The following is a 13,794-nucleotide window of genomic DNA, read 5'->3' as shown; positions in this document are numbered from 1 at the left end:
GTCGCTACCATCGCCGGCATGGCAATCGACGAATGGACTGTCGAGCGGCACCTGGTCGGCAAACCGCCGGAAGTCGTCGCGCTCTACCACCGCTTCATCGAACTGGCCGAAGCGTGCGGGTCGTTCACCTATTCCGTGGCGAAGTCGGCGATCACCCTCAAGGGCGAGCGCCGGGGGTTCGCCGGCGCGAGCCCGGGCCGGGACCGGCTCGACGGCTACCTGGACCTCCAGCGCAGCGTCACCGATCCGCGGATTCGCCGGTCGGCGCCGTACACCAAGCGGCTGTTCGTGCTGCACTTCCGGGTCACCTCGCTGGAGGAACTGGACGACGAGTTCGCCGGCTGGGTCGGTGAGGCGTACGCCGTCGGCCAGGGTGACCACCTCGACCAGCCGCCCACCCGGTAGCAGCGGCGCCGCCGCGCTCACCGGCCGGCCGCGCGCGCGATCAGGTCACGCAGGGCGGGTGGGCAGCGCAGGTAGTCGCGGTGCCCACCGTCCAGCGTGTGGTGGCTCACCGGCGCGCACTCGTCCCACCCGTCATGCACCTCACGGTCGGGGACGACGTCGTCACGGCTCCACCCGATGACGCTCACCGGGCAGGGCAGCGGCTCGGCCGGCCGGTAGGAGTAGCCGCGCTGGACGGCGAGTTCCGCCGCCAGCACCTCGGCGGCCAGCTCCGCCAGGTCGTCGGGCAGGGGGCGGCCCACCTGCCGCGCCATGCTCCTGACCTCGGCGACCGCGTCGAACGCGGCCAGGTCGACATGGTTGAGCCGGCCGTACAGGCCGCGGTGCGGGGCGCCCCACGACGACGCGAACAGCCGTACCGGCGGGGCCAGTCCCCGCTCGCGGGTCAGCCGGATCGTCTCCAGGGCGTACGGGACGGCGCCGCAGTGCGCGGTGAAGGCGTAGCGCCGGCCGCGGACGTGGGGTTCGATGGCCGTCACCAGGTCCGCGGCGAACGCCGCGTGCGTCGGGTGCGCCTCCTCCCGGAACCGGCCCTCCCGGCCCGGCGGTTGCAGCGGCACGACCTGGAAGGCACCGAGACCCGAGGCGGGCCAGTCGTGGTAGGTCGAGGCGCCCATGCCGGTGTAGGGCAGGCAGAACAGCAGCGCCTCACCGTCGGGGACCGGCCGGATGAACCAGCGGTCGGTCGGGGGCACGTCGTCCGGTCGGGTGGACCGCGGGCCGCCGGTCATGCGCTCACCCGCGGGTCCTGCCGGCCGCGAGAGCCCTTCTCCCGTCCCGCGAGGTGCACGCGCAGGGGGAGGCCGGTGATCCCGTTGATGAAGTTCGAGTGCAGGTGCCGTACCTCGCCGGCCGGCTCCCACCGCTCGACCGCCGGGAGCAGTTCCTCCAGCAGCACGCGAAGGACCAGGCGGGCGGCGGGACCGCCGTTGCAGAAGTGGATGCCGTTTCCGAAGGCGAGATGCGGGTTCGGCGTGCGCCGCGGATCGAAACGGTGGGGGTCGGTGAAGCGGGACGGGTCCCGGTTGGCCGACGCCACCCACGCGCAGACCAGTTCGGCGGGCGCGATCTCGGTACCGGCGATGGTGGTGCGGTGCTTGGCGCGGCGCACCAGGTGGTTGGTGGGGGTGGCCCAGCGCAGTCCCTCCTCGACCGCCGCTTCGACCCGGTGCGGTTCGGCGCGCAGCGCGTGCCAGAGCTCCGGCTGCTCGGCGAAGGCGAGCAGCAGGTGGGCGGCCACGTGGGGGGTGGTGGTGTTCGCGCCCATGATGAAGCTGTAGCAGTTGAGGACGACCTCCTCGGTGGTGAACCGGCGCCCGTCGGCCTCGACCGCGAGGAGGCTGGTGATGATGTCGTCCCGCGGTCGCGACCTGCGCGCACGGACAAGGCTGTGGAAGAGCGCGAAGAGCTCGTGGTGCGCGGTCCGCAGGGTCTCCTGCACGCTTCCGTCGTGGAACGCCGGGTCGGCCGGCGCGACTCCGGCCATGGTCCAACGGGCGACGTCGGCCCAGTGCTCGCTCGGGATGCCGATCACGTCACCGACGGCCGCGAGCGGCAGCGGCAGCACCAGCGGTGCCAGGTCGACGACCCCGCCGCCGCTCAACGGCGCGAGCAGGGCCCGCACGTTGGCCCGGACGCGGTCCTCGTGGCGGAGCATCGCGCCGGTGGACAGCAGCCGCATCGTCGGCACCCGCACGGCGGTGTGACGCGGCGGGTCCATCAGGTTGATGGTGCGCCCGCCGGCCAGGTCGCCGTCGAGCACGGCGAGGATCGTGCCGTGCTCCGAGCTGAAGGTCCGGTGGTCCTTGATGACCCGCAGGACGTCGTCGTAGCGGGTCACCGACCAGTAGCGGGCGCCTCCCGGACCGGTCTGCGGCCATACCGGTGCCCGCTCGCGCAGGGTCTGCCAGGCGGGGTGCTGGGTGCCACCCGCGTAGCGTTCGGGGTCGAAGAGGTCGATGGTGTCCAGCGGCACGGTCAGGTCGTCAGTGGTGAGTGCGTTCCGCATAGTCCTAGCCCCGGAAGCCGATCGGTAGGTGAGTCAGGCCGTTGATCCAGTTCGAGTACAGATGGGTCGGCTCGCCGACCGCCTCGACGACCGCCGACGGTCGCAGCAGCCGGGTGAGGAGCATGACGAGCGCGGCGCGCGACAGGTGCGTGCCGACGCAGAAGTGCGGGCCGGCGCCGAATCCGAGGTGGCCGTGGGAGCGCCGGTCGATCCGGAACCGGTAGGGGTCCTCGAAGACGTCCTCGTCCCGGTTCGCCGACGCGACCCACGCGCAGACCCAGTCGCCGGCGCGGACCCGGACGCCGGCCAGCTCGGTGTCGCGGGTGGCGCGCCGGATCAGATGGTGCGTCGGTGACGTCCACCGGGTGCCCTCCTCGACGAGCGCGGGCAGCAGGCGGTGGTCGGCGCGCACCGCGGCGCTCAACTCCGGTTGCTGGGTGAGGATGTGGAGGACGTGCCCGGCGACGTGCGGCGTGGTGGAGTGGGCGCCGAGGACGTAGCTGTAGCAGTTGAGCACGATCTCCCGCATCGTCAGGTGCCGCCCGCGCACGGTGAGGGAGGACAGGACCGTGAGCAGGTCGTCGCCCGGGTCGCGGCGGCGGTGCCGCAGCGCCTCGGTGAACAGGTCGAACAACTCGTGGTGGGCGTTGAGCATGGTCTCCTGCACGGTGGCGCCGACGGCGTACTCCGGCTCCTCCGGCGCGATGCTCACCGCCGCCCAGCGCCCGATCTCCTCCCACAGGGGTTCCGGCACGCCCATGAGGTCGCCGAACATCGCCATCGGCAGCCGCCGGCCGACCTCCGCGAAGTCCCCGCCGCCCGCGGCCACGAAGGAGGCGGTCAGGTCGTCGATCCGCTCGCGTATCCGGGCGGTCCGCCGCTCGACGCCCGACCGGCTCAGCAGCCGCATCGCGGGCATCCGCACCTCGCCGTGCTCCGGCGGGTCCATGAGGGTGATGGTCTGGCCGCCGGCCGGGTCGCCGACCCCCACCGACGCGAGGATCGTGCCGTGTTCGGAGCTGAAGGTCTCCGTGTCCCGCAGTACCCTGCCGCAGTCCGCGTGCCGGGTGACCGACCAGAACGGGGTGCCGCCGGCCGCGTGCTGCCGCCACACCGGGGCGTGCCGGCGCAGCGTCCGCCACGCGGCGTGCTGGCAGCCGTCCCGGTAGCGGCCGGGGTCGAAGAGGTCGACCGTGGCGAGGTCGACGTCGTCGTCAGGTGTCGACGAGGTGATCTTCATGACCGTCCCGTCTCGGCCTCGACGGCCTCGACGACGCCGGCGGCACCGGCGGACTCGGCGGCCCCCCCGGAGGTGCTGCCACTGCGGCCGTCCAGCAACTCCGCCAGGAGCGCGACGGTGGGGTGCGCGAAGAACTCGCGTGACGACAGCCGGTAGCCCATCAACCGGAGCCGTTCCAGGACCTGCACGCTCTGCAGCGAGGTGCCGCCGAGCGCGAAGAAGCCGTCATCCCTCCCCACCAGGTCCAGGCCGAGCAGTTCCTGGAGCGTCGTGGCGACGGCCTTCTCGGTCGCGGTCCACGCCGGGACGTAGTCGTCGAGTCCCATCAGTTCCCGCGAGCGCCAGGGCGCGGGCAGTGCCCGCCGGTCGACCTTCCCGTTCCGGTCGAGGGGGAGTTCGTCGAGCAGGGCGTAGTACGACGGGCGGGCGTAGCCGGGCAGTCCCTCGTCGGCGAGGTACCGCAGGTCCGCCTGGCTGAGGGTGGCCCCGGGCTCCGCCGCCACGTAGGCGACCAGGCGCCGTTCCTCCTCGGCGGCGCCCACGACGGTGACGGCCGCGGCGGAGACCCCCTCGCACGTGGTGAGGAACGCCTCGACCTCCGCGGGCTCGACGCGGAAGCCGCGGATCTTCACCTGCCGGTCGATCCGGCCCACGAACTCGACCGCGCCGTCCGGGAGACGGCGGCCGAGGTCGCCGGTGCGGTAGATCCGCCGGCCGGGGGCCGCCGCGAAGGGATCGGGCACGAAGCGCTCCGCGGACTCGCGTGGGCGGTGCAGATAGCCGCGCGCGACTCCGCCGCCGCCGACGTAGATCTCGCCGGTCTCCCCGTCCGGGAGCGGCCGCAGGTCGGCGTCGAGCACTTCCATGCTCCGGCCGGCCAACGGGGTACCCAGCGGGACCCGTTCACCGGTGCCGGCCGGGTCGACCCGGTGCAGGGAGCTGAAGACGGTCGTCTCGGTCGGTCCGTAGGCCGCGTACACCCGCGCGCAGCGCCCGGTGGCGGCGCGGACGTGCCGGGCGGACAGGACGTCGCCGCCGGTGATGACCCGGGTGACGCCCTCCAGCGCGTCCGGGGCCTGCTCCATCAGCGCGTGGAAGAGGCCGGTGGTCAGGAAGAGCCAGTCCGGCGCCGCGGCGCGGATGCCGCCGGCCATCGCGTGGATGGTCAGGTCGTCGCGCGCGATGACCTCCACGCGCGCACCGCTGCCCAGCGCGCACCACAGCTCGAAGACCGAGGCGTCGAAGGAGGTGGGCGCGAACTGCGCGACGACGTCGCCCGGGGCGATGCGCAACCGGGGGTCGCCGTCGATCAGGTCGAGCACGTTGCCGTGGCTGACAGCGACGCCCTTGGGCCGCCCGGTGGACCCCGAGGTGTAGATGGCGTAGGCGAGGTTCTCCGGGTGGGTCGCCCGGCGCGGGCCGGCGGGCGCCGGTGAAGCGCCGGTGTCGCCGGGTATGGCGACGCCGGCCGGCCCCGGCGCGTTCCAGCGGCCGACGTCGGCGGGGCGGGTGACCATCCGGCGCACCCCCGCTTCCGCGATCGTCGCCTCCTGCCGTGCCTGCGGGTGACCGGGGTCGACGGGCACGTAGTAGGCGCCCGCCATCAGGATGCCCAGGGCCCCGACGGCGAACTCCGGTGAGCGCAGGGCCGTGACGCCGACCGCCGTCTCGTGGCCGACCCCGGACCGGCTCAGCTGTTCGGCCAGCAGCTCGGCCCGGGTGACCAGTTGACGGTAGGTGAGGCTGGTGCCCTCCGCGCTGATCGCGATCTGGTCGGGCTGCCGTTCGGCCCACTGCCGAACCCGTTCGTGAATGCCCGTAGCCGGTTCGGTACCGGTGTTGTGCAGTGCCGCCACGTGATCACCTCATCCTGGGACGTGCCTCGCGGTCGCTCGCTTCGGCCCGGGCCCGCCGCAGCAGCGCGGCCCCCAGCTCCACGAGACGCCGCGGCTGCGTTCGCAGCACCGAGTAGTGGTCGCCGGGCAGGTCCACGACCTCCAGCGCCCCGCACAGCGGGCGCCAGTCCGTCGCGAGCGACCGCGACCGCGCCGCCTGGACCAGGCTCACCGGGCCCGGGTAGTACGTCGGGGTGTGTGCGAGAACCAGCTCGACGGTGGCGCTGAACGCCTCGTACCGCGCCAGTAGTTCGTCGACGTCCAGCGGGCCCCCGGCCGCCACGTCCTTGAGCACGCGGTCGGGGAAGCGCTCGTCGACGTGGTCCGGCAGCGGGAGCGTGATGTCCGCGCGCAACGCGAGATCGTGCAGGAAGGCGGCCAGCACGCCGGACGAGCCCGGTGCGGCCGGTGCGGGGCGTACCGGCGAGTCGATCAGCAGCACCGGCGGAAGCCCGCCCACGCTCTCGTGCCACAGCCGGGCCATCTCGTGTGCCAGCACGCCGCCCGCCGACCATCCGGCGAACACCACCGGGTTCGTCGCCAGCGTCTCCCGCAGTGCCGTCACCTGCGCCGCCGCCAGGGTCGTCAGGTGGCTGCCGCGGGTGCCGACGACGTCCACCAGCCGGCGCGGGTAGCGGTCGCCGATCGCGCTCAGCCAGGGGCCGTATCCCAGGCCGGCGCCTTCGACGCCCATCAGGACCAGGGTCGGTGCGCCGGGCGTGACGTCGGCCGGCACCGCCTGCGAGCCCATCCACTCGGCGAGTTCGGCGACGCTCTGGCGGGCGAGCAGGACCTGCACCGGAACCTCGTGGCCCCGGGCCTCCAGCTCGGTGAGCAACTGGACGAGGAACAGCGAGTTGCCGCCCAGCACGGGGAACTGGTCGTGCCGGCCGACGGATTCCAGGCCCAGCAGGTCGGTCACGAGGTCCGCGACGACCTTCTCGGTGGCGTCGGTGATCGGGGTGCCCGACACGCGGGTCCCGGGGGTGACCGCCGGCAGGGCCTGGTGGTCGACCTTGCCGTTCGGCGTGAGCGGAATGCGGGGCAGCACCACGAGGTGCGCGGGGACCATGTGTTCGGGAAGGCGTTCCCGCAGGGTGCGCAGGAGCGCGGCGGGGGAGAGGGACGCGGACTCGCCCGGCGACACGTAGCCGACCAGGCCGCCGCCGTCCGCGCCGCCGTCCGCGCCGCCGTCCCGCGCGCGTGCCGCGACGACCACCGCCTCGCCGACCCCTGGTATCGCCGCCAGCGCGCTCTCGATCTCGCCGGGCTCGACCCGGAATCCACGGACGCTGACCTGGCGGTCCATCCGCCCGAGGATCTCGAACCTGCCGTCCGGCAGCCGGCGGGCGAGATCACCGGTGCGGTACAGCCGGGAGCCCTCACGGCCGGCGAGCGGGTGCGGGACGAAGCGCTCCGCCGTCGAGGCCGCGGCCCCGGTGTAGCCCCGGGCGATCCGGTCCCCGCCGACGCAGAGCTCCCCGGGCACGCCGACCGGCAGCGGCCGCATCCGGTCGTCCATGACGTGGACGTCCGTCGCGGACACCGGACGGCCCACCGGCAGGCGCACCGCCCGGTCGGGGACATGGCTGACGGGCTCGTAGGTGGCGAGCATGGTCGTCTCCGTCGGGCCGTAGGTGTGCACGACCTGCCCGCCGAAGCCGGTGGACAGCAGCGCGCGCACCGCGTGCGGACTGCCGGCCTCGCCACCGAAGTACAGCGCCCTGAGCGGTGCGCCGCCCAGTTGCCCGGTGTACGCCCCGTGGTTGACGAGTGCGCTGGGCACCGACAGCACGTCGATCCGCGCGTCGGTGAGGGCCCGTCGCAGCGCCTGCGGCGACATGATCACGTCGCGGTCGAGGATGTGCACGCAGCCGCCGTTGAGCAGGGGAGCCCAGATCTCGAAGGTGGTGTTGTCCGAGCAGGGGTTGGCCGTCTGCGCGACCCTGTCGCCGGGTGCGATGCTCACGTGGTTGGCGTCGACCACCAGACCGACGACACCGCGGTGGGTGATCGCCACACCCTTGGGGACGCCGGTCGACCCGGAGGTGGACATGACGTAGGCGAGGGCGTCCGGGTGCCCGTCGTCAGCGAGCGGGCCGGCCTCCCCGTGCCCGGTGGCCGCCTCCTCGACGCGCAGGACGCCGAGGCCCCGCGGCCAGTCGCGGCCCGCGGCAGCGGCGTCCGTCACCACGCACCGCGCACCCGACTGCCGCAGCACCTCGCCGAGCCTGGGGTCCGGGTGGTCGGGGTCCAGCGGCACGTAGGCGCCGCCGGCCTTGAGGATGCCGAGGTAGGCGACGACGAGGTCCACCGAGCGCGGCAGGCACACCCCGACGGTGTCCTCGCGGCGGACGCCGTGCCGGCGCAGGTACCCGGCGACGGCGTCGGCACGCCGGTCGAGGTCGCCGTAGCCGATCTGCCGCGTGCCGTGGACGACGGCGACCGCGTCGGGGCGGCGCCGGGCCTGCGCGGCGAAGCGGGCGTGCACGGTCCCGCTCGGGGCGGCGCCGGCCGGAAGGGCGGCCGGGGGCTCGGCCAACGACAGCCGGCTGGCGGGGAGATCGGGGTGGCGGGCGGCGTCGGCCAGGAGACGGGTGAACTGGTCGGCCATCGCGGCCACGGTCCCGGCGTCGAACAGCGCGCTGTCGTAGATCCAGTACAGGATGGTCGGATCGGTGCTCGCGTCGACGGTGAGCGTCAGGTCGCCCAGCGGGAACCACCGCTGGTGCGGCACCGCGACGGTCGCCAGGTCGCCCAGCGCGAAGGAACCCTGCTCCGGGTACCTGATGTTCAGGCTCACCTGCTGGTAGGCGACGGTGCTGACGCCCTGGTCGGGCCGCAGGGTGCGCAGCAGCAACTCGTACGGGGCGTCCTGGTTGCCCATCACACCGAAGACGGTGGCCTTCGTCCGCGTGAGCAACTCGCGGAAGGAGGGGTCGCCGCCCAGGTCCAGGGGCACCGGGAACGACCCGGCGAACATCCCGACCAGGCGCTCGACCTCGGGACGGAAGCGCTCGCCCGCGACCGGAAGACCGATGCTCAGGTGCTCCTGCCCGGTGTACCGGTGCAGGAGGACGCCGAGCGCGGACAGGGACGCCACCACCAGCGTGGTGCGCTCCGAGCGGGTCAGCGCCGCCAGTTCGCCGGTCACCGACGCCGGCAGCGTGACCTGGTGCACGCCTCCTCCGCGCTCGCGGTCGCTGTCGCGCCGGCGGTCCGTCGGCAGGTCCAGCACGGGCGGGCAGTCGGCGAGCCGGCGGCACCAGTAGGCGACCTGCCGCTGCACCTCCGGCAGGTCCTCGCGGGCGCGCTGCCAGGCGGCGTAGTCGGCCGGGCGGAGAGGAGGCGCCGCCTCGGCGGCCTCACCGGCGTCGCCGCCGCCGGTCTCGGCGCCGTACAGGGCGCCGAGGTCGGCGAGCAGGATGGGCCAGGACAGCAGGTCGATGACCACGTGGTGGGCCACCAGCAGCAGGGTCCACCGGTCCTCGCCGGTGCGCAGGACGACGATCCGGAACAGCGGGCCCCGCGACAGGTCGAAGCTGCCGGCCGCGGCGGCGTCGACATGGCGCGCGGCGGCGCCGGCGGGGTCCGGGTCGCCCCGCAGATCGACCTCCTCCGGTGCCAGCACCCGGTCGACGCACACCCGTTGGCGCGGAACGCCCCCCACCACGTCGATCACCGTGCGCAGCGCCACATGGCGTTCGCCCAGCCGGGCCGCGGCCCGGGTCAGGGCTCCGGGGTCGAGGTCGCCGCGCAGCGCGAAGCACCGCACCCCGGTGTAGGTGGCGAACTCCGGGAACATCCGCTCGGTCAGCCAGATGCCCTCCTGCGCGTAGGTCAGCGGACCCTCAGCGCGGGAGCCGCCGCCGGGGCGCGAGATGCCCTCCACGCTCATCGCGGGTCCTCCGGCCGGCCGGCCGCGGCCCCCGCGGGGTGCCGCCGCGGCTCCACCGGCGCGGCGAGCCCCAGGAAGGCGGTGGCACGGTCCCAGGCGCGCGCTGCCACGACCGGGTGGTGGCGGTCCGCCGCGAAGCGGTTGGCGAAGGCGTGCCCGGCGCCCGCGTAGGTGCAGGCCTCCAGGTAGCCGCCGACCTCGTCGAACGCCTGCACCGCGCGGGCCAGTCGCCCCGCGTCCGGGTTGGTGTCCCGCGATCCGCGGTGGAACTGGACGGGTGCGGCCCCCGCGCTCGTCCGCTCCAGCGGACTGACGGCGTGGTGCCAGCCCTGGTCCAGGGCGCCGCCGTAGAAGCAGCAGGAGCGGTCGACACCGGTCCCCGCGACCGCTGCGAGGAAGGCCAGCCGGCCGCCCATGCAGAAGCCGAGCGCCGCCACGTCACGGCCGGTCCGGCGCAGGAGCCGCGTCCCCCCGGCCATCACCTCCAGCAACTCCTCGTCGCGCAGCAGGCTCTTGCGCTCCTCGGGAGCGAGGCCGGGCGGCTGCCCGGCGAAGAGTTCCGGCACGGTGACGGCACATCCCAGCCCCAGCAGGCGGGCGGTGATGTCGGCGGTGAAGTCGTCCAGCCCGGTGCGGTGGTGCAGGAAGAGCACAGCACCCACCGGCTCGGCCGGCGGCAGGAACGTCCACACCGGGGTACGGGCGATCACCGTGCGATCGGACGGCTCGGGGCCGTTTCGGGCGAAAGGCCGGGGCAGATCGTTCATCGGCTCCTCCTGCGGCACCGGAAAGCGGAATCTGGACGGCGGGACCGGTCGTGTGCGCGAGCGGGCGAGGGCCTCGCTCACCCGCGCAGTGGCCGCAGCACCTCCTGCCAGTGGCGGACCCGGTCCAGCACGGCGGCGGGTCCCGCCTCGAGCACTCCTGAGGTGATCGGCAGCATCGCTCGGGACGCCCCCGCCGCCCCGACGACCTCGCGGAACTCCTCGACGGTGCGGCCCGGTCTGCCGAGCCCGGGCAGCGAGACCAGGGTGCCGGGCATCCGCCGCAGCAGGGCCACCGCCTCGTGCGGGGGAGCGCCCACCACCGCCGCCGCGGGACCGGGGGCACCGTCGGCGGCGAAACGGCGGTTGTGGCCGGCGATCCCGTCGGCGAGCTGCTCGCTGACCGTCACCCCGTCCGCGCTCCGGGCGAGTTGGGCTCCCGCTTCATGGTTGCTGGTGCGCACCAGCAGGAACGCCGTGCACCGCCGGCCGGCGGCCAGGTCGAAGAGCGCGGCGGTGGCATCGAGACCGAGGAAGGGCGCCACCGTCACGGCGTCCGCGCCCAGGACGCTCTGCGGGCCCAGATAGAGATCGGCGTACGCGGCCATGGTGTCCGCGGTGTCGCAGCGCTTCGCGTCGGCCACGGTCAGGGTGCCGCGCTGGGCGCAACCGGCCAGGAACGCCGCCATCAGCTCCAGCCCTTCCGGGCCGAACCGCTCGAAGAACGGCGTCTGCACCTTGACCGCGGCGACGCTCTCCACGGCGTCCAGCAGGCGCTTGCAGAACTCCTCCACGCCGGCCGGGTCGTCCCGCAGCCCCCATGCGGACAGCCACTTCGGGGACGGGGCGATCCCGACGGCGAGATTGGTGCGCTCGGCGGTGAGCTCGGGCCAGCCCGAGAAGCCCGTCCTGGGCGCCGGGTTCCGCGCACGTGTCCGATCGCGCACTGGCTTCCTCCGTGGGGTGGTGACCGCGTGGGGGGTACCGGGTCCGGACCGCTCGGCGCCCGCCAGTCCCGCCAGTACCGGGCCGAACCGCGCGGTGCCCTCCACCACCGGGCAGTCACCCGCCCGCTGCTGGACGACCGTCGCCAGCTCGCCGTAGGTCGGTGCCACCGCCGTCAGCCGGGACGTGGCGAAGACCCCGCGCTCCGGATCGGCGAAGGAGGGCCCGGAGTAGGGCAGTTCGGCAGCGACCCCGTGGGCCGGGAGGTCTCCGCGGGCGCCCGGTCTGCGGTGCATGTCGAAGACCGGCAGCCCGGCGGCCAGCGCGGCGATCCGCAGCGTGCCCGACACCCGTGGGTTGATCTCCAGGACGTGCACGGTTCCCTCCGCCGTGACCAGGAGTTCGGCCTCCGCCCAGCCGATCGAGCCGGCGGCCACCGCGGTGCGCAGGCCGTACTCCCGCAGCACCCGGTCGAGGGCGGAGCCGCCGAACGGGTCGGGACACAGCCGCAACCGCCGCCAGGGCGGGACCAGGTGGCGGCTGGTGGCGCCCTTCCACACCGGCGGCAGCACCGCGGCGCCCGCGGCGTCCCGGTAGACCAGCACGGAGTACTCGGTGCCGTCGGCATAGCTCTCGCAGAACTCGTCCGGACCGGCCGCGGCCGCGCCCGCCAGGTCGAGTCGGATGCCCTCGCTCTGGGTGCCGAAGCGCGACTTCACCACGACCGGCGTGTCGCCGGCCGGCGCCGGCGGCGGCCGGTCGCCCGGCCACCAGGGAAGCGTGCTCAGCCCTTCCTCGTCGAGGAGCCCGCGCATCGCGAACTTGTCGACGCCGAGCCGTGCCGCGCGTGCCGACTGCGCGAGCACGGTGCGTCCCTGGGCGCGCAGCTCGTCGGCGAGCGCGCTGTCGCGCAGGAGCGTCTCGTGACTGGAGTGGAACACCACCAGGTCCGCGTCCGTGCCCCGCAGCGCGTCCCGGGCCTCCTCGGACGCCAGGTCCGGGCCGGTGCCGGCGTGCACGACCTGGTCAAGGCCACCGGGGTCGGCCACGAAGTAGGGCAGCCAGGCGAGCAGCGAGCCGGGGGCCACCACATGCAGCGTCGACAGTGCCGAGGGCGCCGCGGGCCCGGGCTCCGCCGGACTCCGCCAGGTGGCGCGCGCCTGACGCGTCATGCGAGGAGCTCCGCGAACTCCTCGACGTAGCGTCCGGGCAGCGGACTGTCCTGCTCGTACAGGAAGCTGACGGGCAGCCGGAGCCAGTGGGCGAAGAGGTGGTCGGCGCGCGGGAAGGCACGGGCACCGGACCGGGCCGCCGCGCGGGCGGCCCGCGCGGTGCGGGGCGACCAGTCCGGTGCGCTGCCGCGGAAGAGCGGGTAGTGGTGCAGGGGGCGGGTCGAGGGCGCCCGCACGTTCAGCCCGCGGCTCTGGAGCAGCCGGACCAGGGTGTCCCGGTCGAGGCGGGCGTCGTCGCCCACCTCCACCACGCCGTCGTACCACGCGCCCGTGCTGCTGCCCGGCTCCACCGGTACCGCCCGGATGCCGGGCAGGGCGGTGAGGCCGTCGACCAGCGCGCCCATGTTCGCCTGCCGGCGGGACACCATGACGTCCAGGCTCTCCAGGTGTTCCAGGGCCAGCACCGCGGCCGTCGGGCTGATCCGGAGGTTTCCGCCGAGTCCCGTCGGCAGCAGCGCCGCGTACCGCTCGTCGTGGATGGTGAGGTCCGTCCGGTGGCGGAAGTTCGCGAGCAGGCAGGCGCGGGCGTAGAGGTCCGGGTCGTCGGTGAGCAGCATGCCGCCGAGGCCGCCGGAGACGGCCTTGTGCCCGCCGATACTGAAGACGGAGATGTCCGCGAGCGACCCGACCGGCCGGCCGCGGTACCGCGCGCCGTGGGCGTGGGAGCAGTCCTCGACGAGCGGGACCCCCCGCTCCCGGGCAAGGGCGATGATCGCGTCCATCGGGCCGGGGTTCCCCCACAGGTGGGTGACGGCGATCGCCCTGGTCCGGGGGGTGAATGCCGCGGCGAGCCCTTCGGCGGTGGCCTGGCCGGTGGCGGGCGCGACATCGGTGAGCACCGGGACGGCACCGAGCAGCAGCAGGGGACTGACCGCGCTGAAGAACGTGTAGACCTGCGTGGCGACTTCGTCGCCCTCGCCGAGGCCGAGCGCGAAGTAGGCGGCGAACAGCGCGGAGGTGCCCGAGTTGAGCGCGAGGGCGTGCCGGCGGCCGTGGTAGCGCGCGAACGCCTCCTCCAGCGCGGCGATCTCCGGCCCGTGCCCGTAGTCGAACGACCGGCCGGCGCGCAGCATTCGGGCCACCGACTCGATGGTGTCGTCCCGGTAGACGGGCCACTCCGGTGGATGGGCGAGCTTCGCTCCGGTCGCCGCACCGCCGCCCGCATCCGCCGGACGCGCGCCAACTGCTGTCATCGCCGCTGCCTTTCCGCACGCCGAAGAACCTCCTCGCGCCGCGGGAGGTGGAAGGTGCTCACGAAGGTCGTCGAACCGGACTCGCAGACCACAGTGCAGTGCGTCGGCAATGTGCGCAAGCCCCGCTCGGGGTGGTCCGCGCGTAACGCCGGAA

Annotated in this window: 9 protein-coding genes; 1 reads left to right on the top strand and 8 read right to left on the bottom strand. The window is 74.3% G+C overall.

Going from position 1 to position 13,794, the window contains the following annotated elements; genetic code table 11:
* Window positions 1–18: 18 nt before the first annotated feature.
* Entirely contained in the window at window positions 19–405 is a 387-nt protein-coding gene (locus AB0399_RS09145) for a DUF5655 domain-containing protein (protein ID WP_329363130.1), read from the top strand.
* A gap of 17 nt (window positions 406–422) precedes the next feature.
* Here the strand turns inward: AB0399_RS09145 and AB0399_RS09140 are convergent, their stop codons facing one another.
* The 8 genes from AB0399_RS09140 to AB0399_RS09105 form a co-directional block, all read right to left on the bottom strand.
* On the bottom strand, window positions 423–1,196 hold the full coding sequence (locus AB0399_RS09140; protein ID WP_329363128.1) for a thioesterase domain-containing protein: 774 nt from the start codon (window positions 1,194–1,196) through the stop codon (window positions 423–425).
* The gene (locus tag AB0399_RS09135; protein WP_329363126.1) at window positions 1,193–2,473 is read right to left on the bottom strand and encodes a cytochrome P450; all 1,281 of its coding nucleotides are present in this window, start codon (window positions 2,471–2,473) and stop codon (window positions 1,193–1,195) included. The genes AB0399_RS09140 and AB0399_RS09135 overlap by 4 nt, the downstream gene beginning before the upstream one ends.
* 4 nt (window positions 2,474–2,477) lie before the next feature.
* Window positions 2,478–3,713, bottom strand: coding sequence for a cytochrome P450 (locus AB0399_RS09130; RefSeq protein ID WP_329363124.1), 1,236 nt, complete (start codon window positions 3,711–3,713; stop codon window positions 2,478–2,480).
* Window positions 3,710–5,569 carry a non-ribosomal peptide synthetase gene (locus AB0399_RS09125; RefSeq protein WP_366410797.1) on the bottom strand — a complete coding sequence of 620 codons (1,860 nt, stop codon included), beginning with the start codon at window positions 5,567–5,569 and terminating at the stop codon, window positions 3,710–3,712. The genes AB0399_RS09130 and AB0399_RS09125 overlap by 4 nt, the downstream gene beginning before the upstream one ends.
* 4 nt (window positions 5,570–5,573) lie before the next feature.
* Window positions 5,574–9,506: an amino acid adenylation domain-containing protein gene (locus tag AB0399_RS09120; RefSeq protein ID WP_366410796.1), complete on the bottom strand. Its 3,933-nt coding sequence runs from the start codon at window positions 9,504–9,506 to the stop codon at window positions 5,574–5,576.
* A complete protein-coding gene (locus AB0399_RS09115; protein WP_329363117.1) occupies window positions 9,503–10,273 on the bottom strand; it encodes a dienelactone hydrolase family protein in 771 nt (256 codons plus the stop codon). Before AB0399_RS09115 ends, AB0399_RS09120 begins: the two co-directional genes overlap by 4 nt.
* A gap of 77 nt (window positions 10,274–10,350) precedes the next feature.
* On the bottom strand, window positions 10,351–12,387 hold the full coding sequence (gene pyrF, locus AB0399_RS09110; protein ID WP_366410795.1) for an orotidine-5'-phosphate decarboxylase: 2,037 nt from the start codon (window positions 12,385–12,387) through the stop codon (window positions 10,351–10,353).
* Window positions 12,384–13,640, bottom strand: coding sequence for a DegT/DnrJ/EryC1/StrS family aminotransferase (locus tag AB0399_RS09105; RefSeq protein ID WP_366410794.1), 1,257 nt, complete (start codon window positions 13,638–13,640; stop codon window positions 12,384–12,386). Before AB0399_RS09105 ends, pyrF begins: the two co-directional genes overlap by 4 nt.
* Window positions 13,641–13,794 lie beyond the last annotated feature (154 nt).

It is taken from the genome of Streptomyces sp. NPDC088194 (assembly GCF_040702025.1).
GTDB lineage: Bacteria > Actinomycetota > Actinomycetes > Streptomycetales > Streptomycetaceae > Actinacidiphila.
This window is presented reverse-complemented; position numbering and strand designations above follow the sequence as displayed.

What these genes read in the sequence shown, in the direction of transcription:
- AB0399_RS09135 (WP_329363126.1), bottom strand. Translation starts at nt 2,473, where the DNA reads ATGCGGAACGCACTCACCACTGACGACCTGACCGTGCCGCTGGACACC.
- AB0399_RS09105 (WP_366410794.1), bottom strand. Translation starts at nt 13,640, where the DNA reads ATGACAGCAGTTGGCGCGCGTCCGGCGGATGCGGGCGGCGGTGCGGCG.
- AB0399_RS09140 (WP_329363128.1), bottom strand. Translation starts at nt 1,196, where the DNA reads ATGACCGGCGGCCCGCGGTCCACCCGACCGGACGACGTGCCCCCGACC.
- pyrF (WP_366410795.1), bottom strand. Translation starts at nt 12,387, where the DNA reads ATGACGCGTCAGGCGCGCGCCACCTGGCGGAGTCCGGCGGAGCCCGGG.
- AB0399_RS09130 (WP_329363124.1), bottom strand. Translation starts at nt 3,713, where the DNA reads ATGAAGATCACCTCGTCGACACCTGACGACGACGTCGACCTCGCCACG.
- AB0399_RS09120 (WP_366410796.1), bottom strand. Translation starts at nt 9,506, where the DNA reads ATGAGCGTGGAGGGCATCTCGCGCCCCGGCGGCGGCTCCCGCGCTGAG.
- AB0399_RS09115 (WP_329363117.1), bottom strand. Translation starts at nt 10,273, where the DNA reads ATGAACGATCTGCCCCGGCCTTTCGCCCGAAACGGCCCCGAGCCGTCC.
- AB0399_RS09145 (WP_329363130.1), top strand. Translation starts at nt 19, where the DNA reads ATGGCAATCGACGAATGGACTGTCGAGCGGCACCTGGTCGGCAAACCG.